The sequence below is a fragment of the Streptomyces mobaraensis NBRC 13819 = DSM 40847 genome (assembly GCF_017916255.1).
Classification (GTDB): Bacteria; Actinomycetota; Actinomycetes; order Streptomycetales; family Streptomycetaceae; genus Streptomyces; species Streptomyces mobaraensis.
In genome coordinates this window covers 876,363-898,267 of sequence record NZ_CP072827.1, presented here as the reverse complement: position 1 = coordinate 898,267, position 21,905 = coordinate 876,363, and the positions used below count along the sequence as shown (strand labels likewise).

Sequence of the window (21,905 nt, the reverse complement as noted above, 5' to 3'; positions counted from 1 at the left end):
CGCCCCGCACGCTGTCGCTCCGTCCCTTCCGGATTGGTTACGCTGCGGGGATGTCCTCCCTGCCGACACCCGACGACATCCGTGCCCTCCACGAGAAGTACGCGCCCACCCCGGAGGCGTTCGAGCTCGTGCACACCCACTGCCGCGTCGTCGCGGAGATCGCCGAGCGGCTGCGGGCGCGGGCCGTGCCGGAGGCGGACGCGGAGCTGGTGCGGGCGGGGGCGCTGCTGCACGACATCGGGGTCTACGAGCTGTTGGACGCGGAGGGTCGGCCGCGGCTCGGCGAGTACATCCGGCACGGGGTGATCGGGCACGAAATCCTGCGCCGGGAGGGATTCCCGGAGCGGCTCTGCCGGTTCTGCTCGTGCCACACCGGCGTCGGTGTCACCCGGGAGGACATCCGGCGGCAGGGGCTGCCGCTGCCGGAGGCGGACTACGTCGCGACGACGGCCGAGGAGGAACTGGTCATGTACGCCGACAAGTTCCACACCAAGAGCGACCCGCCGGCGTTCCTCTCCGCCGAGACCTACGCCGCCGGCCTCGTCCGGCTGTTCGGGCCGGAGAAGGCCGCGGCGTTCCGGGCGCTGCGGGAGCGGTTCGGCGAGCCCGAACTCGACGGGCTCGCCGCCCGGTACGGGCACGTACGCCGCTGACGGCGCGGCGCCCGCCGGACCGCCGGGGCCACGCGTCAGCAGGCGGGGTCCGGGACGTTCTCCAGGTAGACCGTGGTGCCGGTACGCCGCGCCCGGTTGACGGCGGCGAGCCGCCGCCAGGAGCGGCTGTCCATCGTCCTGGCCCAGTCGTCCATCGGCCGCACCTCCCAGGCGTCGTGCTCGCCGGGGTCCAGGACGATCCGCGACAGGGCGTCCCGGCCGAGCCGGCCGCCGTCGAAGACGAACCCCGTCTTCGCCACCGGCCAGGGCCCCGGCGCGTCGAAGTCCACGGCGAGCAGCCGCGGCCGGCCGGTGAAGACGATGCCCGTCTCCTCCCGGCACTCCCGCACGGCCGTGCCGAACGGGGTCTCGCCGGGGTCCATGTCCCCGCCCGGGAACTGCCACAGCCCCTGTTTCACCGAGGACCGCAACTGCAGCGGGCGGTCCTCGGTGTCGGTGAAGAACAGGGCACCGTACACGGCCGCCTTGGGCAGGCCGGCGACGTACTCGGCGAGCGGCAGTCGCGGTTTCCCCACCTGAACTCCTTCGCTCTCGGCCGGAAGTCCGGAAGTGTGGACTCCAGGATGAGGCAAGGGGCGTACCGCTGCGGTGAGTTGCGGGAAACGGCCGGATACTCCCGGCGCGCGGTGTCCGGCAGTGCGCCCCGCGCGACCGCCCGTGCGGCCGCCCGCCCGGTGGGGACCGCCGGAGCCGTCGGAGCCGCCGGAGCCGTCGAAGCCGCTAGAGCATCGCGCCCGGGCGTGCCCGCCCGGCGGCCGACGCGCCCCGGAGGATGGAACCGAACAGGTCCTGCAGCTCCGGGCACGGGTCGACGCCGTACTCGTCCGCCAGCAGGCGACGCGTCTGGTGGTAGACCTTGAGCGCCTCCGCCTGGCGGCCCGCCCGGTAGAGGGCCTGCATGTGCAGCCAGCTCAGCCGCTCCCGGGTGGGGAACTTCATGCTGAGCGTCGCCAGGTCGGCGGCGATCACGGAGTAGTCCTGCTCCTGGGCCAGTTCGGCCTCCCAGCGGCTCTCCAGGGCCAGCAGCCGCAGCTCCTCCAGGCGGGCCGCGGCCTGGGTGCCCAGGGCGTCGTCGCACATCTCCGGGTAGGGCGTGCCGCGCCACAGGGCCAGGCAGGACTCCAGGGTGCGGGCGGCGGCCTGGTGGCGGCCCTCCAGGAGTAGCCGGCGGCCGTCGCGGAGCAGTTGTTCGAAACGGCAGACGTCGATGCGTTCGGGTTCCACGGCGAGGACGTATCCGGAAGCCTCCCGGCGCAGAATCCGGTTGCGGCACCGTGGTGGACTGCTTGGTTCCAATTTCCTCCGCAGATTGGACACATAGCTGTGCAGAGTGGTCATCACGGCGCTGGGCGGGTTGCGCGGCCATACGGCCTCGGTCAGCCGTTCGGTGGTAACCGCTTCACCCGGTGTCAACAAAAGAGCGGCCAGCACGGCGCGTTGGCGGGCCGGCCCCAGGTCCACCGGCAGTCCTCCGGCCCGGACCTCCAGCGGACCCAGAACGCTGATCTGTAACCCGGCGGTTATGGACATCGACACTTTCCTCCTGTCACGACTCCCGGCGGCGGCCGGTACCCGGGAATGGCCGCCCCCCGCCGGCTCCCGGACCGTTTCCCGGCATGACGATCGGAGGCGCACGTTCGTTCGCACCTCCGCCGCCAAGTGTGCCCCTTTTTTCCTGACGTGGGCAGCCTGGCTTCCGTTCCCGGACGGCAGATGATCCAACAGGACTCCTCCGTACGCACCAGTGCCTTCCGGGCAAGATCGACGAGAGGGGTCCCATTGACACAGAATGACCTCGGATAAACGTGACGAACAACACGTGCGAGGCGTAAGGCCGCTGGTGCGGCGCGTGGGAAACCGGCAGGGGTGCCGGACCCCTGCCCTCCGGTCGGCCCCCTTCCGGAAAGCCGTCCTGAGCCTTCCCGGGGGCGGTCGGCGCGACGCTCCCGTCGGCCTCCGTTCGGAAAGGGTTCACGTCGGCGACCGGGCGCGGTGGATTTCACCGCCGTAATTCCGTGAACCCCATTGTTTCTTTCTTGTTTCCTCCGTCACCGGTTCGCCGTCCAAGAGCGATCCAAGACGGCTTCAAGACGGTGCCAAGACGGTCGCGCTAGGGTGCCCGGAGTCGTCCGGAGAAGTCCGGAAAGAAAGCGGTGAAGGGCCGCGTCCTATTCATGTCCGAGAGCGCAGCCGGGTAACGGGGAGTAGACCCATGAGCAATTCCGATCGCCTTGCGCCGGAACCGCCCTTCGCCCCCGACGAGGCGGTGGCCGTCGTCGGAATGGCCGGCCGCACGCCGTGGGCCCTGGACCCGGCGGACATACGGTTGACGCTTGCCGGCGGGCCGGGTGACGGAATTGCCGAGGAGCCGGCTCCGCACGCCGACTCCTGGTGCGATCCCGCATTGTTCGACGCGGAATTCTTCGGTCTTTCCGCGGAAGCGGCGGGACGGCTCGGTGCGGAATCCCGGCTGTTGGCGGAACTCGGCTGGGCGGCGCTGGAGAACGCGGGGATCGTGCCGGGGGCGCACGGCGTCCCGGCCGGCCTTTTCCTCGGCGGCGGTCCCGGTTCCGTTCCGTCCGGCGCGGCGGTGGAGACCGTCGCCGCCGCCCTCCGCCTGACCGGGACCGGCGCCGCGCCGGAACCGGCGTACGGGCCCGCCGTCGCCCGCGCGGTCCGCGAACTGCGCGCCGGCCGGCACGCCCTCGCCGTGGCCGGTGCCGCGCGCCTCGGCTCGACGCCCGCGTCCGCCGCCTTCGCCGTCGTCCTCAAGCCGTGGTCGCACGCGGTGCGAGACGGGGACCGCGTCCACTGCGTGGTGCGGCTCGCCGCCGAAGGCGGGCCCGCGGCCGCGGAGTACGCGGAGGGCGACCGCGTCGCCGACTTCCTCGCCGCCCTGGCGGGCGTGGCCGGGGGCGACCGGGGCGGCGCGACCGTCGACGGCGTCCGACTGGAGGCGCCGGGCGCTGCCGCGGCGGCGGCCGTTGCGGCGGGCGGGCCGGACCGGGCGCTCGGCGAGGCTGCGGCTCTGGCGGAACCGGCCGGGAGGGAACGGGCCGTGCGCGAACCGGCCGCCTGGGAATCGCCCGCGCCGCGACCGGCCGCGGGTGCAGCGACGTCGGGGGAGTCGGCGACGCCGCGACCGGCTGCGACGGAACGGGCCGGGCGCGAACCGGCCGCCTGGGAACCCTCCGCGCCGCGACCGGCCGCGGGCGAAGCGACGTCGGGAGAGCCGGCGACGCCGCGATCGGTCGCGACGGAACGGGCCGTGCGTGAACCGGTCGCGACGCGAGCCGCCCTCCCGGTGTCCGACACCACGGGCCCGGCGTCCGGCGCCGTGGCTCCCGTCCCCGTCCCCTGGACGGTCTCCGCGCGCGGTGAAGGCGCGCTGCGGGCCCTGGCCGGGCGGTTGGCGCGGCACGTCGAGGAGCGTCCCGAGGACGCGCTCGGCGACGTCGGCCTCTCGCTGGCCGCCACCCGGCCCCTGTTCCCGCACCGGGCCGTCCTGCTCGTCGCCGACCGTGCCGACGCCGTGCGGGCCCTGACCGCCCTCGCGGCGGGCGACAGCGACCCCGCGATCGTCCGGGGCGTGGCCGTGCCCGGCGGGGCGGACGGCGGGCGGGCCGTGTTCGTCTTCCCCGGGCAGGGCACCCAGTGGCCCGGCATGGCACGCGAACTCCTCGACCGCTCCCCGGTGTTCCGCGACCGGCTGCACGCCTGCGCCGCCGTGCTCGACCCGCTGACCGGCTGGTCCCTCCTCGACGTCCTGCGTGGCGCGGAAGGCGGACCCGACACCGGGCGGGTGGACGTCGTCCAGCCGGTGCTGTTCGCCGTCATGGTCGCCCTCGCCGCCCTCTGGCGCGCCCACGGTGTGGAGCCCGCCGCCGTCGTCGGCGCCAGCCTGGGGGAGATCGCCGCCGCGCACGTCGCCGGGGCGCTGAGCCTGGAGGACGCGGCCCGCGTCGTCGTGCCCTGGAGCGCGGCGCAGGCCCGCCTGGCCGGGAGCGGGGACATGGCCTCCGTCCTCCTGACCCCCGACGAACTGACGCCCAGGCTCGCCCGGTTCGGCGACCGGCTGGTCTTCGCCGGCGCCAATGGCCCGCGCGCCACCCTGGTCTCCGGGGAGCGCCCGGCCGTCGCCGAGCTGCTGGACGAACTCGCGGCGGACGGCGTCCGCGCCCGGAAGCTGAGCAACGGGCTCGCCGCCCACTCGCACCAACTACGGTCGCAGCACGACTGGTTGACGGCGGAGCTGCGCGGCATCGCGCCGGGACCGTCCCGCATACCGTTCTACTCCTCCGTCACCGGCGACCGCCTCGACACCCGCGAACTGGACGGCGCCTACTGGTGCCGCAACATCACCGAGCCGGTCCGCTTCGACGCGGCGGCCCGCGCGCTCGTCCGGGCCGGCCACCGGGCGTTCGCCGAGGTCTCCCCGCACCCCGTCCTCGCCGTCGGCCTCCAGGACACGCTCGACGACGCCGGCGCGGACGGCGTCGTCGTGGAGACGCTGCGCCGGGACCACGGCGGCCCCGGCCGCTTCCTCACCGCGCTCGCCGAACTCCACGCCCACGGCGTGGGCGCCGACTGGACGGCCCTGCCCGGCCTCGCCGCGGCGCGGCGCGTGGAGCTGCCCTCGTACCCCTTCCGGAGCGCCGCCCCCGAGCCGGACTCCGGCTCCGCCCTCGCCGGCCGCCTCGCCCCGCTCTCCCTGCCCGAACAGCGGTGCGTGCTCGAAGAGTTGGTCCGCGCGCACGCGACCGCCCTCCTCGGTGGCACCGGGCCCGCCGCCGGGGACGACCGCACCTTCCGCGAGCTGGGCCTCGACTCGGCCGCCGGCGTCGCCCTCCGCAACCGGCTCCGGGACGCCGTCGGACTCCCGCTGCCGACCGGCCTGCTCTACGACCACCCGACGCCCGCCGCCCTCGCCGAGCACCTGCGCACACTGCTGCTCGACCCGCGTCCCGAGCCCACCGCCGCCCGCCGGACCGCCGGGCGCCCGGACGCCGACGAACCGATCGCCATCGTCGGCATCGGCTGCCGCTTCCCCGGGGACGTCCGCAGCCCCGAGGACCTGTGGCGGCTGGTCGCGGAAGGCCGGGAGACCCGCTCGGAGTTCCCCACCGGACGCGGCTGGGACCTCGGCGCCCTCCAGCACCCCGACCCCGACCGGCCCGGCACCACCTACGTCCGGCACGGATCGTTCCTGCACGACGCCGACCGCTTCGACGCCGACTTCTTCGGCATCAGCCCGCGCGAGGCGCTGGCCATGGAGCCGCAGCAGCGGCTGCTGCTGGAAACCGCCTGGGAGGCGTGCGAGCGCGCCGGGATCGACCCGGCCGGACTGCGCTCGTCCGACACCGGCGTGTTCGTCGGCGCCATGCGGCAGGAGTACGGCCCCCGCCTGTACGAACCGGCCGAGGGCATCGAGGGCCACCTGCTCACCGGCACCGAGGGCAGCGTCCTCTCCGGGCGCCTGTCGTACGTGCTCGGGCTGGACGGGCCCGCGCTCACCGTGGACACCGCCTGCTCCTCGTCCCTGGTCGCCCTGCACCTCGCCTGCCAGGCCCTGCGGCGCGGCGAGTGCTCCCTCGCCCTGGCCGGCGGGGCGACGGTGATGTCGGCGCCCGGCCTGTTCGTCCAGTTCAGCCGGCAGCGCGGGCTGGCCCCCGACGGGCGGTGCAAGGCGTTCGCGGCGGCGGCGGACGGCACGGCCTGGGGCGAGGGCGTCGGGCTCCTGCTGCTGGAACCCCTCTCCGAGGCGCGCCGCCACGGCCACCCCGTGCTCGCCGTCATCCGGGGCTCCGCCGTCAACCAGGACGGCGCCTCCAACGGACTCACCGCCCCCAACGGCCGGGCCCAGCGACGCCTGGTCCGGGAGGCCCTCGCCGCCGCGGGACTGGCCGCCGACGAGGTCGACGCGGTCGAGGCGCACGGGACGGGGACGCGGCTCGGCGACCCGATCGAGGCGGAGGCGCTGCTCGCCACCTATGGTCAAGGGCGGTCGTCGGAACGGCCGTTGTGGCTGGGATCGCTCAAGTCCAACATCGGGCACACCCAGGCGGCGGCCGGCGTGGCCGGCGTCATCAAGATGGTGATGGCGCTGCGCAACGGCGTCCTGCCGCGCACCCTGCACGTCGACGAGCCGTCGCCGAGCGTCGACTGGTCGACGGGCGCGGTCGAGGTGCTGACCGAGGAGCGGCCCTGGCCGGACACCGGACGGCCGCGCCGCGCGGGCGTCTCCGGATTCGGCATCAGCGGCACCAACGCCCACGTCATCGTCGAGCAGGCGCCGGACGACGGGACGCCGGCCGAGGACGGGGGCGGCGCGGGCGTCGTGCCGTGGGTCGTCTCCGCCCGTACCCCGGAGGCCCTGCGGGAGCAGGCCGGACGCCTCGCGACCGGCGCCCCGGACGACCCGGCGGCGGCCGGCTGGTCGCTGGCGGCCGGACGGTCGGCGTTCCCGCACCGCGCGGTGGTCGTCGGCGACGGCCGGGACGAGCTGCGGCGCGGCCTGGAGGCCGTCGCCCGGGGTGAGGACGCTCCCGAGGCCGTCACCGGCACGGCGGAGCCGCTCGCCGGAGCGGTGTTCGTGTTCCCGGGACAGGGCTCGCAGTGGGCGGGCATGGCCGTCGAACTCCTCGACTCCAGCGTGGAGTTCGCCGAACAGGTCGCCGCCTGCGAACGCGCGCTCGACCCGTTCGTGGACTGGTCGCTGATTGACGTGCTCCGGCGGCGCCCCGGGGCCCCCGGCCTGGACCGGGTGGACGTCGTCCAGCCCGTCCTGTGGGCGGTCATGGTCTCCCTCGCCGGGCTGTGGCGGTCGGCGGGCGTGGAACCGGTCGCCGTCGTCGGACACTCCCAGGGCGAGATCGCCGCCGCCTGCGTCGCCGGGGGCCTGTCGCTGGAGGACGGCGCCCGCGTCGTCGCCCTGCGCTCCCGGGTCATCCGCGAGGAACTGGCGGGCGACGGCGGCATGGTGGCCGTCTCCCTCGGCGCCGACGCCACCGCCGAGCTGATCGCCGGATACGGCGGACGGGTGTCGGTGGCCGCGCTCAACGGGCCGCTGTCTACCGTCGTCTCCGGCGAACCCGCCGCCCTGGACGACCTGTTGACCCGCTGCGAGCAGCGGGGTACCCGGGCGCGGCGCATCCCCGTCGACTACGCCTCCCACTCCGCCCAGGTCGAGCGCATCCGCGACCGGATCCTCGCCGACCTGGCCGGCATCCGGCCGCGTACCGGGACCGTCCCCTTCCACTCCACCGTCACCGGCGAGATCACCGACACCGCCCGGCTCGACGCCGCGTACTGGTACACCAACCTGCGGACCACCGTGCGGTTCGCGCCCGCCGTCCGGGAGCTCGCCGAGCGCGGCCGGCACGCGTTCGTCGAGTGCAGCCCGCACCCCGTCCTCACCGTGAGCGTCGAGGAGACCGCGGAGGAGGCCGGGCGCCCGGCCGTCGTCACCGGGTCGCTGCGCCGCGACGAGGGCGGGCCGCGCCGGTTCCTCACCTCGCTCGCCGAGGCGTACACCCGCGGGCTGCCGGTGGACTGGGCCCGGCTGTTCCCCGAGCACGCCCGCCGCTTCACCCCCGAGCTGCCCACCTACCCGTTCCGCGGCGAACGGTTCTGGGCCACTGCGCCCCGGACCACGGGTGACCTCCGGGAGGCCGGGCTCGCCGGCGCCGGCCACCCGCTGCTCGGCGCCGGCCTCACCCTCGCCGGCGGCGACGGCACCGTCCTCACCGGCCGGCTCTCCCTCGCCACCCACCCCTGGCTCGCCGACCACGCCGTCCGCGGAACCGTCCTGCTCCCCGGCACCGCCCTCGTGGAACTGGCCCTGCGGGCGGGCGCCGGCACCGGCTGCGACACCGTCGAGGAACTGACGCTGGAGGCGCCCCTGGTCCTCCCCGCCGACCCGGCGGACGCGGCGGTGACCGTCCAGGTCAGGGCGGGGGAGCCGGACGAACACGGCCGCCGGCCCGTCACCGTCCACTCCCGCCCGGAACCCGGCTCCTCCGGAGCGCCCGGCGCGCCGGACGAGGCGGGGGAGACGTGGACGCGGAACGCCACCGGCGTGCTCGCGCCGGCCGGGGCCGCCTCCGGCGCCATCGGCTCGCCCGCCGGTGGCGCGCGGGAGCCGTGGACCGGGGACGCGGGCGGCGCCCCCGGCGGAGCCGCCGTGGAGCGCGGCTCCGCCGCCGCCGGGACGACGTGGAACCGCGCCGGCGCCGGCGCCCCCGCCCCGGCGCCCTTCCCCGCCGCCTGGCCGCCGCCCGGTGCCACCCCCGTCGACCTGGACGGGGCCTACGGCCGGCTCGCCGCCACCGGGTTCGAGTACGGGCCCGTCTTCCAGGGGCTCGCCGCCGCCTGGCGGCACGGCGACGACCTCCTCGCCGAGGTCCGGCTCCCCGAGGAAGCGCACGGCGACGCCGACGCCTACGCCGTCCACCCCGCGCTCCTCGACGCGGCCCTGCACGCGAGCCTGCTCGACGGCGCCGACGGCGTCCGCCTGCCCTTCGCCTGGACGGGCGTGACGGCGACGGCCGCCGGAGCCACCACGCTCCGCGTCCGCCTCTCCCGCACCGGGACCGACACCCTGTCCCTGGAGGCGACCGACGCCACCGGCCGCCCGGCCGCCCGCGTCGCCTCGCTGACCCTGCGGCCCGTCACCCCGGAGCAACTGCGCGCCGCCGCGCGCGGCACCCGCCCGCCGCTCCACGAACTCACCTGGACCGCCCTGCCCGACGGCGCCGCGCCGGCCCCCGCCGCGCGCCTCGCCGTGGCCGGGCCCGGGGCCGACGCCCTCGCCGGGGCCCTGAGCGGCGCCGGCGCCCGCGCCACCGCCCACCCGGACCTCGCGGCCCTCACCCGGGCCGTCGCCGACGGCACCCCCGCCCCCGGCGTCGTCCTCGTCCCGCTGCTCCCCGAGCCCGGCGCGCCGGAGCCCGAGGACGCCGCCGAGGCCGCGCGGACGGCCGGCCACCACGCCCTGCACCTGGTGCGGTCCTGGCTCGCCGACGAACGGTTCGCCGCCTCCCGCCTGGTCCTGCTCACCCGGGGCGCGGTCGCCGCCGCCCCCGGCGAGGACGTCCCCGACCTGGCGCACGCACCCGTCTGGGGCCTGGCCCGCTCGGCGCAGACCGAGAACCCCGGCCGCATCACCCTGCTGGACACCGACGGAACCGGACCGGCCGCCGCCGCCCTGCTGCGCGCCCTGGCCGCCGCCGACGAGCCCCAACTCGCCGTCCGCGGGGGCGAGGTACGCGTACCCCGACTGGCGCGGGCCACCGCCGCCGAGAGCGCGTCCGGCTTCGGCGGCGGGGGCACCGTCCTCCTCACCGGCGGCACCGGCCTGCTCGGCGGGACGCTCGCCCGCCACCTGGTCACCGCCCACGGCGTCCGCGACCTGCTCCTCGTCAGCCGGCGCGGCCCGGACGCCGAGGGCGCGGCGGAGCTTGAGGACCGACTGGCCTCCCTGGGCGCCCGGGTGACCGTGGCGGCCTGCGACGCGGCCGACCGGGACGCCCTGGCCGCGGTCGTGGCCGCCGCCGAGCCGCCGCTGACCGCCGTCGTGCACCTGGCCGGCGTCCTGGACGACGGCGTCGTCGCCGCCCTGACGCCCGACCGGCTGGACACCGTCACCCGCCCCAAGGCGGACGCCGCCTGGCACCTCCACGAGCTGACGAGGCATCAGAAGCTGGACGCCTTCGTGCTGTTCTCCTCCGCCGCCGGCATCCTCGGCACCGCCGGGCAGGCCAACTACGCCGCCGCCAACACCTTCCTGGACGCCCTCGCCCACCACCGGCGCGCCCACGGCCTGCCCGCCCTCTCCCTCGCCTGGGGCCTCTGGGCGGAGGCCGGCGGCATGACCGGCCACCTGGACGACGCCGACGTCCGCCGGCTGAGCCGCGCCGGGCTGCTGCCCATGGCCGTCGACCAGGGCCTCGCCCTCTTCGACGCCGCCGTCGCGGCCGGCGGGAACGAAGGCCGCGCCCTGCTCGTGCCCGCCCGGCTGGACACCGCGGGCGCCCGGGCCGGGGCCGAGGTTCCCGCCCTGCTGCGCGGTCTCGTCAAGGCCCCGGCCCGGCGGCCCGCCGAGCCGGCCGAGGAGCCCCTGGAACAGCGGCTCGCCGGGCTCCCGGACACCGAACGCGAGCGCGTCCTCCTCGAACTCGTCCGCGGCCGGCTCGCCGACGTCCTCGGCCACTCCGCGCCGCACACCCTCGACCTCGACCGGGGCTTCCTGGAACTCGGCCTGGACTCCCTCACGGCCCTGGAGTTCCGCAACCGGCTCGGCGCCGCCGCCGGCCGCCGGCTGCCCCCCACCCTGATCTTCGACCACCCCACCCCGGCCGCGGTCGGCCGCTACCTGCACGCGGAGCTCCGCCCCGCGGCGCCCGACGGGCCGCCCGAAACCCTGCCCGACGAGCGGGAGTTCCGCCGCGCCCTCGCGGCCGTCCCGCTGGCCCGCTTCCAGGAGGCCGGCCTGCTGCCGGACCTGCTGCGGCTCGCCGAGGCCGCCGGGGTCCCCGTCGGCGAGGAGAACGGCACGCCCGACGGCGAGGGCGACGCGGCCGACCTGGACAGCATGGACCTCCAGAGCCTCGTTCGGGTGGCACTCGGTGACAACTGACGCGGCGGCGACCGGCTCGACGACCACCGACCCGACGACAACAGACCGGCACGGAACCGACCTTCGGAGTGAGCTGTGACCGCATCCAGCGAAGAAGTCATCAAGGCGCTGAGGGTTTCCCTCAAGGAGGCGGAGCAGCTCCGGCAGCAGAACCGCAAGCTGACCGAGGCGCAGTCCGAGCCCATCGCCATCGTCGGCATGGCCTGCCGCCTGCCCGGTGACGTCCGGTCCCCCGAGGACCTGTGGCGGCTCGTCGCCACCGGCACCGACGCCATCACCCCGTTCCCCGAGGACCGCGGCTGGGACGTCGACGCCCTCTACGACCCGGACCCCGACACCCCCGGCCGCACCTACGTCCGGGAGGGCGGCTTCGTCCACGACGCGGACCGCTTCGACGCCGACTTCTTCGGCATCAGCCCCCGCGAGGCCACGGCCATGCACCCGCAGCAGCGGCTGCTGCTGGAGACCGCCTGGGAGGCGTTCGAACGGGCCGGCATCGACCCGTCGTCCGTCCGCGGCACGCGCACCGGCGTGTTCGCCGGCGTGATGCAGATGGACTACGCGTCCCGCCTGCGCAAGACCCCCGAAGACCTCGAGGGCTATCTGATGACCGGCGGGCAGGGCAGCGTCGTCTCCGGCCGCATCGCCTACACCCTCGGCCTCGAAGGCCCCGCGGTCACCGTGGACACCGCCTGCTCCTCCTCCCTGGTGGCCGCCCACCTCGCCTGCCAGTCGCTCCGGCGCCAGGAGTGCACGCTCGCCCTGGCCGGCGGCGTCACCGTCATGGCCGACACCCTCGGCTTCGTCGAGTTCAGCCGGCAGCGCGCCCTCTCCCCGGACGGCCGCTGCCGCTCGTTCGCCGCCGGCGCGGAAGGCACCGGCTGGGCCGAGGGCGCCGGCGTCCTGCTCCTCGAACGGCTCTCCGACGCCCGCCGCAACGGCCACCGGATCCTCGCCGTCCTGCGCGGCTCCGCCGTCAACCAGGACGGCGGCAGCAGCGGCTTCTCCGCCCCCAACGGCCCGGCGCAGCAGCGCGTCATCCGCGACGCCCTGGCCGGCGCCCGGCTCACCCCGGCCGACGTGGACGCCGTCGAGGCGCACGGTACGGGGACGAAGCTCGGCGACCCGATCGAGGCGCAGGCGCTCCTCGCCACCTACGGCCAGGGGCGCCCGGCGGACCGGCCGCTGTGGCTCGGCTCGCTCAAGTCCAACCTGGGCCACACCCAGGCCGCCGCGGGCGTCGCCGGTGTCATCAAGATGGTGATGGCGCTGCGCCACGGCGTCCTCCCGCGCACCCTGCACGTCGACGAGCCCACCCCGCACGTCGACTGGGACGCCGGCGGCGTCGCGCTGCTCACCGAGGAGCGGGCCTGGCCCGAGGCCGCCCGGCCGCGCCGGGCCGCCGTCTCCTCGTTCGGCATCAGCGGCACCAACGCCCACGTCATCCTCGAACAGGCCCCCGCCGACGGCGCCGACGAGCCCACCGGCGCCGGCGCGGTGGCCGACGGCTCCGGCGTCCTGCCGTGGCTGCTCTCCGCCCGCACCCCCGAGGCCCTCCGCGAGCAGGCGGCCCGACTGCGCGCGGACGTCACCGGCCACCCCGAGTGGCCCGCCGGCGAGGTCGGCTGGTCGCTGGCCACCGGACGCACCGCCCTCGAACAGCGCGCCGTCGTCATCGGCGGCGACCGCGAGGAACTCCTCACCGGCCTCACCGCCCTCACCACCGGCGACGCCGCCCCCACCCTGGTGACCGGGACGACCGGCGGCGGCTCCCTCGGCCGGCCCGTCTTCGTCTTCCCCGGCCAGGGCTCGCAGTGGCTCGGCATGGCCGTCGAACTCCTCGGCTCCAGCGAGGTGTTCGCCGGGCGGATGGCCGACTGCGAGCGGGCGCTCGCACCGTTCGTCGAGTGGTCGCTGGTGGACGTGCTGCGGGGCGCGGACGGCGCTCCCGGGCTCGACCGGGTGGACGTCGTCCAGCCGGCGCTGTGGGCGGTGATGGTGTCGCTCGCCGAGCTGTGGCGGTCCGCGGGCGTCGAACCCGCCGCCGTCGTCGGGCATTCGCAGGGCGAGATCGCCGCCGCGTGCGTGGCGGGCGGGCTGTCGCTGGAGGACGGCGCGCGGGTGGTGGCGCTGCGGTCGCGGGCGCTGCTGGAGATCGCCGGCGAAGGCGGCATGGTGTCCGTCGCGCTGCCGGCCGCCGCGGCGGAGGAACTGATCGCCGCGTGGGACGGCCGAATATCCGTCGCCGCGCTCAACGGCCCCCACTCCACGGTGGTGTGCGGGGACGCGGGCGCGCTGGACGAACTGCTGGAACGCTGCGAGGGCGACGGGATCCGGGCGCGGCGGGTGCCGGTGGACTACGCGTCGCACTCGGCGCACGTCGAGCGCATCCGCGAACGGATCCGGGACGAACTGGCGGACGTCCGGCCGCGTTCGGGGTCCGTGCCGTTCCACTCCACCCTGACCGGCGAGGTGTTCGACACCGCCGGGTTGGACGCCGACTACTGGTACCGCAACCTGCGCAACACCGTCCGCTTCCAGTCGGTGGTCGAGGGGCTGCTGGCCGCCGGGCACCGGGCGTTCGTCGAGTGCAGCGCCCACCCCGTGCTGACCGTCGGGATCGAGGAGACCGCGCAGGAGGCGGACGTCCCCGCCGTCGTCGTCGGCTCGCTGCGCCGCGACGAGGGCGACTGGCGCCGCTTCCTCACCTCCATGGCCGAGGCGTACACGCGGGGCCTCGCCGTCGACTGGCCCTCCCTCTTCTCCGGCGGCGCCCGCCGCCTCGTCGACCTGCCCACCTACGCCTTCCAGCACCGCCGTTACTGGCTCGAGGAGACCGCGCCGGACGCGGCCGGGTCCTCCGCCGACGGGCCGGAGGCCGGCTTCTGGAGCGCCGTCGAGGACGGGGACGCCGACGCCCTCGCCGCCGCCCTGCGGGTGGAGGACGACGAACAGCGCACCTCCGTGGCCTCCCTCCTCCCCGTCCTGTCCTCCTGGCGGCGGCGGAGCCGCGAGCGCGACGCCGTGGACGGCTGGCGCTACCGGATCGGCTGGAAGCCCGTCGGCGCCGCGGGCGCCGGGCCGTCCGGCACCTGGCTGGTGGTCCTGCCCGAGGGACTCGGGGACGATCCGTGGCCGACGGCGGCCGTGGACGCCCTGACGACCTGCGGCGCTTCCGTCGTCACCGTCTCGCCGCCCGCGGCGGACGCCGGCCGGGACGCCCTCGCCGACTCCGTCCGCACCGCCCTGGCCGGCGCGGAACCGGCGGGCGTGCTGTCCTTCCTCGCCCTGGACACCCGGCCGTGGGCCGACCGCCCCGACACCGGCACCGGCGTCTTCCTGACCCTCGGCCTGGTGCAGGCGCTCGGCGACGCGGGCGTCACCGCTCCCCTGTGGTGCGCCACGCGCGGCGCGGTCGCCACCGGCCCGTCCGACCCGCCGGCGGATCCGGTCCAGGCCCAGGTCTGGGGCCTCGGCCGGGTCGTCGCGGTGGAGCACTCCGAGCGCTGGGGCGGCCTCCTGGACCTGCCCGCCGACACGGACCCGGACGAACGGACCCTCGACCGGCTCTGCGCGGCACTGACGGCCGGCGGCCCGGCGACGGGCGGCCCGGCCGGGACGGGAGCCGGGACGGCCGTGCCGCGCGCCGAGGCTGCCGAGACGGTCATCGGCAGCGTCGAATCGGGCGCCGGCGCCGTCGGGACGGTCATCGGGGCCGCCGCATCAGGCGGTGACGCCGTCGGATCGGCCATCGGGACCGCCGCATCAGGCGGTGGCACCGCCGGATCGGCCGCCGGGACCGCCGTACCGAGCAGTGCGGCCGCCCGCCGGGCCACCGGCGCCGCCGAGAGCGCCGAAGACCAACTGGCCGTCCGCCCCGCCGGGTTGTTCGCCCGGCGGATGCTCGCCGCGCCGCTCGGCGACGCCCGGCCGGCCCGTGACTGGAAGCCGCGCGGCACCGTCCTGGTGACCGGAGGCACCGGAGTGCTCGGCCGGCGGCTCGCCGAGTGGCTGGCCGCCTCCGGGGCCGAGCACGTCGTCCTCGTCAGCCGCCGCGGGGCCGACGCCCCCGGCGCCCGCGAACTCCGCGACGAGCTGGCGGCGTCGGGCACCGACGTCACCCTGGCCGCCTGCGACCTCGCCGACCGCGCCGCCGTCGCCGCCCTGCTCGCCGGGCTCGCGGAGGACGGCCGCACCGTCCGTACCGTGCTGCACACGGCCGCCCACATCGAGCTGGACCGCGTCGACACCACCACGTACGACGCCCTCGCCGACGCCGTCGGCGCCAAGATGGCCGGCGCCCGGCACCTGGCCGATCTCCTCGACCCGGCCGAACTCGACGCCTTCGTGATGTTCTCGTCGATCGCGAGCGTCTGGGGCAGCGGCGAGCACGCCGCGTACGCCGCCGCCAACGCCGCCATCGACGCGTTCGCCGAGCACGGCAGGGCCCGCGGCCTCCCGCTGACCACCGTGGCCTGGGGCGTCTGGGAGGACGCCGTGCGCACCTGGGAGGACCACGGCCTGGACGTGGCCGACCGGCGCCGCCGCGTGCGCGAGCAGGGCCTGCCCCTGATGCGCACCGACCTCGCCCTCGCCGCCCTGCGGCAGGTCCTCGACCACCGCGACACCTTCGTCGCGGTCGCCGACATCGACTGGGAGCGCTTCGTCCCCCTCTTCACCTCCGCCCGGCCCAGCGCCCTGCTGCGCGACCTGCCGCAGGCCCGCCCGGCCAAGGACGACGGCACGGCCGGCGCCGCGCCCGCCGGCGAGGGCGCCGAACTGCGCGACCGGCTTGCCGGGTTGTCGCCGGCCGACCGCCGGCGCGCCCTGCTCGACCTCGTCCGGACGCACGCCGTGGCCGTCCTCGGCCACTCCGCGCCCGACGCCATCGGCGCCGAACGCGCCTTCAAGGAGCTGGGGTTCGAGTCGCTGACGGCCGTCGGGCTGCGCAACCGGCTGGCCTCGGCCACCGGCCTGCGGCTCCCCGCCACCCTCGTCTTCGACTACCCGACCCCCCTCGCCCTCGCAGCCCACCTCGCCGGCCTGATCCTCGGCGACACGCCCGCCCCCGCCGCCCCCGCGGCCCCGGCCCCCGCCCTCCCGGCGGCGGACGACGACCCGATCGCGATCGTCGGCATGGCCTGCCGGTTCCCCGGCGGCGTCGAGACCCCCGAGGACCTCTGGCGGCTCGTCGCCACCGGCGGCGACGCCGTGTCCGGCTTCCCCGCCGACCGCGGCTGGCGCCTCGACGACCTCTACGACCCCGACCCCGACCGGCTCGGCACCAGCTACGTCCGCGAGGGCGGCTTCGTCCACGGCGCCGACCGCTTCGACGCCGGCTTCTTCGGCATCAGCCCGCGCGAGGCCGTCGCCATGGACCCGCAGCAGCGGCTGCTGCTGGAGACCGCCTGGGAGGCGTTCGAACGGGCCGGCATCGGCCGCGAGGCCCTGCGCGGCAGCGCCACCGGCTCGTTCATCGGCGCCATGACCAACGGCTACGGCCCGCGCCCCCAGGACGCGCCGCGCGAGATCGGCGACTACGTGGTGACGGGCAGCGTCACCAGCGTCGTCTCCGGCCGCCTCGCCTACGCGTTCGGCCTGGAGGGCCCGGCGGTCACCGTCGAGACGGCCTGCTCGTCGTCGCTGGTCGCCCTGCACCTCGCCTGCCAGGCGCTCCGCACCGGCGACTGCTCGCTGGCGCTCGCCGGCGGCAGCGTCGTGATGCCCACCCCGGACGCGTTCGTCGGCTTCAGCCGGCTCCGCGGGCTGGCGCGGGACGGCCGCTGCAAGGCGTTCTCCGACGACGCCGACGGCTTCGGCCTCTCCGAGGGGGCCGGCGTCGTCCTGCTCGAACGCCTCTCCGAGGCCCGCCGCAACGGCCACCAGGTGCTCGCCGTCGTCCGCGGCTCCGCCGTCAACCAGGACGGCGCCTCCAACGGCCTCGCCGCCCCCAACGGCCCCTCCCAGCAGCGCGTCATCCGCGAGGCCCTGGCCAACGCCCGGGTGGCGGCGGCCGACGTGGACACCGTCGAGGCACACGGCACGGGCACCAAGCTCGGCGACCCGATCGAGGCCCAGGCGCTCCTCGCCACCTACGGCCAGGAGCGTCCCGCCGACCGGCCGCTCTGGCTCGGCACGGTGAAGTCCAACATCGGCCACACCCAGGCCGCCGCGGGCGTCGCCGGCGTCATCAAGACCGTGCTCGCGCTGCGGCACGGCGTCCTCCCGCGCACCCTGCACGTCGGCGAACTGTCCACCCACGTGGACTGGTCGGCGGGCGGCGTCGAGGTGCTGACCGAGCAGCGCGCCTGGCCGGACACGCCCGGCCGCCCGCGCCGCGCCGGCGTCTCCGCCTTCGGCATCAGCGGCACCAACGCCCACGTCATCCTGGAGCAGGCGCCGGAGGACGAGCCCGCCGCCGCGCCCGCGGACGAGCCCGAGGCCGGCACCGGCGTCCTGCCCTGGGCCGTCTCCGCCCGCTCGCCGCAGGCCCTGCGGGCGCAGGCCGCCCGGCTCGCCGACGCCGTCGGGGACGCCGACCCGGCGCGGGTGGGCTGGACGCTGGCGTCGGGACGGTCGGCGTTCGAGCACCGGGCGGTGGTCGTCGGGGACGGAATCGGCGAACTGCGCGATGGACTCCGGGCGTTGGCGGGCGGCGAGGTCGCCGCCGCCGGTGTGGTGAGCGGGGTGGCCTCGGTCGTCGAGTCCGACGGTCCGGTGTTCGTGTTCCCGGGTCAGGGGTCGCAGTGGGCCGGGATGGCCGTGGAGCTGCTGGATTCCTCGGAGGTGTTCGCCGGGCGGATCGCCGAGTGTGAGCGGGCTTTGGCGCCGTTCGTGGATTGGTCGTTGACCGGTGTGCTGCGGCAGGTGCCGGGTGCTCCGGGGCTGGATCGCGTGGATGTGGTGCAGCCGGTGCTGTGGGCGGCGATGGTGTCGCTGGCCGCGCTGTGGCGGTCGGCCGGTGTGGAGCCCGTCGCCGTGGTGGGGCATTCGCAGGGTGAGATCGCCGCCGCGTGCGTCGCCGGGGGTCTGTCGCTGGAGGACGGCGCTCGTGTCGTCGCCCTGCGTTCCCGGGCGCTGCTGGAGATCGCGGGGGAGGGCGGGATGGTCTCCGTCGCCCTGCCCGCCGCCGGCACCGAGGCACTGATCGCGGCGTGGGACGGACGCGTGTCCGTCGCCGCGCTCAACGGCCCGCGCTCCACGGTGGTGTCGGGCGAGGCCGCCGCCCTGGACGAGCTGCTGGCGCACTGCGAGGGCGAGGAGATCAGGGCGCGGCGGGTGCCGGTGGACTACGCGTCGCACTCGGCGCACGTCGAGCGCATCCGGGAGCGCATCCGCCGGGAGCTCGCGGACATCCGTCCCCGTACCGGAACCGTCCCCTTCCACTCCACGCTCACGGGCGAGGTCGTCGACACAGCCGGGCTGGATGCGGACTACTGGTACCGCAACCTGCGCGGCACCGTCCGCTTCCAGTCGGTGGTCGAGGGGCTGCTGGCCGCCGGGCACCGGGCGTTCGTGGAGTGCAGCGCCCACCCCGTCCTCACCGTCGGGATCGAGGAGACCGCGCAGGACGCCGACGTCCCGGCCGTGGTCGTCGGCTCGCTGCGCCGCGACGAGGGCGGCCGGCGCCGCTTCCTCACCTCCCTCGCCGAGGCCCACACCCAGGGCCTCCCCGTCGACTGGACCACCGTCTTCCCCGCCGGCGCCCGGCACCGCGTCGACCTCCCCACCTACGCCTTCCAGCGCGAGCGGTTCTGGGTCGACGCCCCGCGTCCGGCCGGGGACGTCGGGCAGGCCGGACTGGCCGACGCCGGACACCCGCTGCTGGGCGCGGGCGTGGCCCTGGCCGGGGGCGAAGGACTGTTGTTCACCGGGCGGTTGTCGACGGAGAGCCACCCCTGGCTCGCCGACCACGCCGTCTGGGGCACGGTCCTGCTGCCCGGCACCGCGCTGGTCGAACTCGCGGCGTACGCGGGCGACCAGGCCGGCTGCGGCACCCTGGAGGAACTGACGCTCCAGGCGCCGCTCGTGCTGCCCGAGACCGGCGCGGTCGACGTGCAGGTGCGGCTCGGCGCGCCCGACGGCGACGGACGGCGGCCGGTCGGCATCCACTCCCGATCCGCCACCTCCGCAAGGGAGTTCACCGACGACGGCTGGGTCTGCCACGCCACCGGCACGCTCGGCACCGCCCCCGCGGCGGAGCCGGCCGCCCCGGCCGCCGGCGCCTGGCCGCCCGCCGCGGCGATCCCCGTGGACCTCGACGGACTCTACGAGCGCCTGGCCGCCGACGGCTTCGGCTACGGCCCCGCCTTCCAGGGGCTGCGCGCGGCGTGGCGGACCGAGGACGCGTTCCTCGCCGAGGTCCGGCTGGACCCCGAACAGCAGGCGGACGCCGCCCGGTTCGGCGTCCACCCGGCGCTGCTCGACGCCGCCCTCCACACCACCCTGCTGGACGGAGTGGACCAGGTCCGGCTGCCGTTCGCCTGGACGGGCGTCGAGGTGCACGCCACCGGCGCGACGGCGCTGCGCGTCCGGCTCGCCCGGACCGGCCCGGACACGGTGTCGCTGACCACGACCGACACCACCGGCCGGCCGGTGGCCTCCGTCGCGTCGCTCGCCGTCCGGCCCGTCCGGCCCGAGCAACTGCGGAACGCGGCGACGGGCGTACGGGACGCGCTGTTCCGTATCGACTGGCTCGACTGGACCGAGCCCGCCGAGCGGGCCGGGGGACAGGGCGGCACCTGGGCCGTGCTGGGCTCCTCGCCCGAGGCCGACGCCCTGGCGGCGGCCCTGGCGGACGCGGGCACCTCCGCCGCCGTCCACCCCGACGTCGCGAGCCTGCCGGCCGAAGCGGCCCCGGACGTCCTGCTGCTGCCCTGGACGGAGGCGGGCGCCGACCCGGCCGCCGCCACCCACACCGCCGTCCACCGGGCCCTGGCCGTCCTCCGGGACTGCCTCGCCGCCCCCGCCCTGGAGAACACCCGCCTGGTGTGGGTGACGCGCGGCGCGGTGAGCGCCGTCGAGGGCGAGGACGTCACCGATCTGCCGGCCGCCGCCGTGCACGGCGCGCTGCGGTCCGCGCGGGTGGAGCACCCGGGACGGTTCGCCGCCGTGGACCTCGACAGGGAGCCCGCGTCCGTCCGCGCCCTGGCGTCCGTGCCGTTCGCGGACGAGCCGTGGGCGGCCGTCCGGGCGGGCCGGGTGCTCGTCCCGCGCCTGGCCCGCGCGGGAGCGGCGGACGCGCCGGCCGTCGCGCCCGGGGACGGGACCGTGCTGATCACCGGTGGCACCGGCACGCTGGGCGGCCTGCTGGCCCGGCACCTGGTGACCGTCCACGGCGTACGGAACCTGCTGCTGGCCGGGCGGCGCGGCCCGGACGCGCCGGGCGCCGCCGAGCTGGTGACCGAACTCACCGCGCTGGGCGCCCGGGTGACGGCCGTGGCCTGCGACGTCGCCGACCGGGACGCGCTGGCGCGGGTCGTGGCGGCGGCCGAACCGCCGCTGACCGGCGTCGTCCACGCGGCCGGTGTCCTGGACGACGGCGTCGTCACCGCCTTGACCCCGGACCGGGTGAGCGCGGTCCTGCGGCCGAAGGCCGACGCGGCCTGGCACCTGCACGAGCTGACGCGGGACGCGGGGCTGTCGATGTTCGTCCTGTTCTCCGGTGCCGGCAGCACCCTCGGCAACGGCGGGCAGGCCAACTACGGAGCCGCCAACGCCTTCCTGGACGGCCTCGCCGCCCACCGGCGGGCGCTCGGCCTGCCGGGCCTGTCGATGGCGTGGGGCCACTGGGCCGACGCCAGCGCCATGACCGGCGCGATGGACGACGCCGACCGGGCCAGGATGCGGCGCTCCGGCGTCCTGCCGCTGACCGCCGCCGAGGGGCTCGCCCTCTTCGACGCGGCCCTCGGGCAGGACCGGGCGTTCGTCCTCCCGGCCCGGCTGGACCTCGCCGCCCTCCGGGCCGGCACCGGCACCCCGCCGCCGCTGCTGCGGGCGCTCGCGGCACCGGCCGGGCGCCGGGCGGCAGCCGCCCAACCCGCCGTAGACGAGGGCGGGTTGGCCGCCCGGCTGGCGGGGCTGCCGCCCGCCGAGCGCGGGAGCGTCCTGCTCGACCTCGTCCGCGCCCACGTGGCGACCGTCCTCGGCTACGCCTCCCCCGACGAGGTCGACACCGGCCGGGGCTTCCTCGAAGCGGGCTTCGACTCGCTGCGCGCCGTCGAACTGCGCAACCGGCTCGCCGCCGCCACCGGACTGCGGCTGCCGGCCACGCTCACCTTCGACCACCCCAGCCCGGACGCGCTCGCCCGGCACCTGCGGTCCCGGCTGGTGACGGACGAACAGGCCGCGCCCCGGCCCGGGTTCGCGGAACTCGACGGCCTGGAGGCCGCTGTCCGTGCCCTGCCGGCCGGCGACCCCGGCCGCGCCGGGATCGCGGCCCGGCTGCGCGACCTGCTGACCGAGCTGAAGAACGACGCGGAACCCGCCGCCGGGGACGACGACGCGGTGACCGCGGCGACCCTCGACGAGCTCCTCGACATCGTCGACGACGAACTGCGCAGGTCCTGACCGCCGGGCGGGGCGGCGCCGACCAA

At 76.8% G+C, this 21,905-nt stretch carries 5 protein-coding genes; 3 read left to right on the top strand and 2 right to left on the bottom strand.

Features of this window, described 5'->3' with window-relative positions:
• The first annotated feature begins 50 nt into the window (after window positions 1-50).
• A complete protein-coding gene (locus tag J7W19_RS03275) occupies window positions 51-653 on the top strand; it encodes an HD domain-containing protein (protein ID WP_004940982.1) in 603 nt (200 codons plus the stop codon).
• A 35-nt stretch (window positions 654-688) separates the two neighbouring features.
• Here J7W19_RS03275 and J7W19_RS03270 read toward each other — a convergent pair whose 3' ends face one another.
• Window positions 689-1,189 carry an NUDIX domain-containing protein gene (locus J7W19_RS03270; RefSeq protein WP_004940985.1) on the bottom strand — a complete coding sequence of 167 codons (501 nt, stop codon included), beginning with the start codon at window positions 1,187-1,189 and terminating at the stop codon, window positions 689-691.
• Between the two features lie 205 nt (window positions 1,190-1,394).
• Entirely contained in the window at window positions 1,395-2,204 is an 810-nt protein-coding gene (locus J7W19_RS03265) for an AfsR/SARP family transcriptional regulator (RefSeq protein ID WP_078587786.1), read from the bottom strand.
• Window positions 2,205-2,886: 682 nt separating this feature from the next.
• Here J7W19_RS03265 and J7W19_RS03260 point away from each other — a divergent pair.
• Window positions 2,887-11,310: a type I polyketide synthase gene (locus tag J7W19_RS03260; RefSeq protein ID WP_210455271.1), complete on the top strand. Its 8,424-nt coding sequence runs from the start codon at window positions 2,887-2,889 to the stop codon at window positions 11,308-11,310.
• A gap of 75 nt (window positions 11,311-11,385) precedes the next feature.
• The gene (locus tag J7W19_RS03255; RefSeq protein ID WP_004951699.1) at window positions 11,386-21,879 is read left to right on the top strand and encodes a type I polyketide synthase; all 10,494 of its coding nucleotides are present in this window, start codon (window positions 11,386-11,388) and stop codon (window positions 21,877-21,879) included.
• Window positions 21,880-21,905: the final 26 nt, after the last annotated feature.

Coding starts and splice junctions, on each gene's coding strand:
- J7W19_RS03275 (WP_004940982.1), top strand. CDS start 51: ATGTCCTCCCTGCCGACACCCGACGACATCCGTGCCCTCCACGAGAAG.
- J7W19_RS03265 (WP_078587786.1), bottom strand. CDS start 2,204: ATGTCCATAACCGCCGGGTTACAGATCAGCGTTCTGGGTCCGCTGGAG.
- J7W19_RS03260 (WP_210455271.1), top strand. CDS start 2,887: ATGAGCAATTCCGATCGCCTTGCGCCGGAACCGCCCTTCGCCCCCGAC.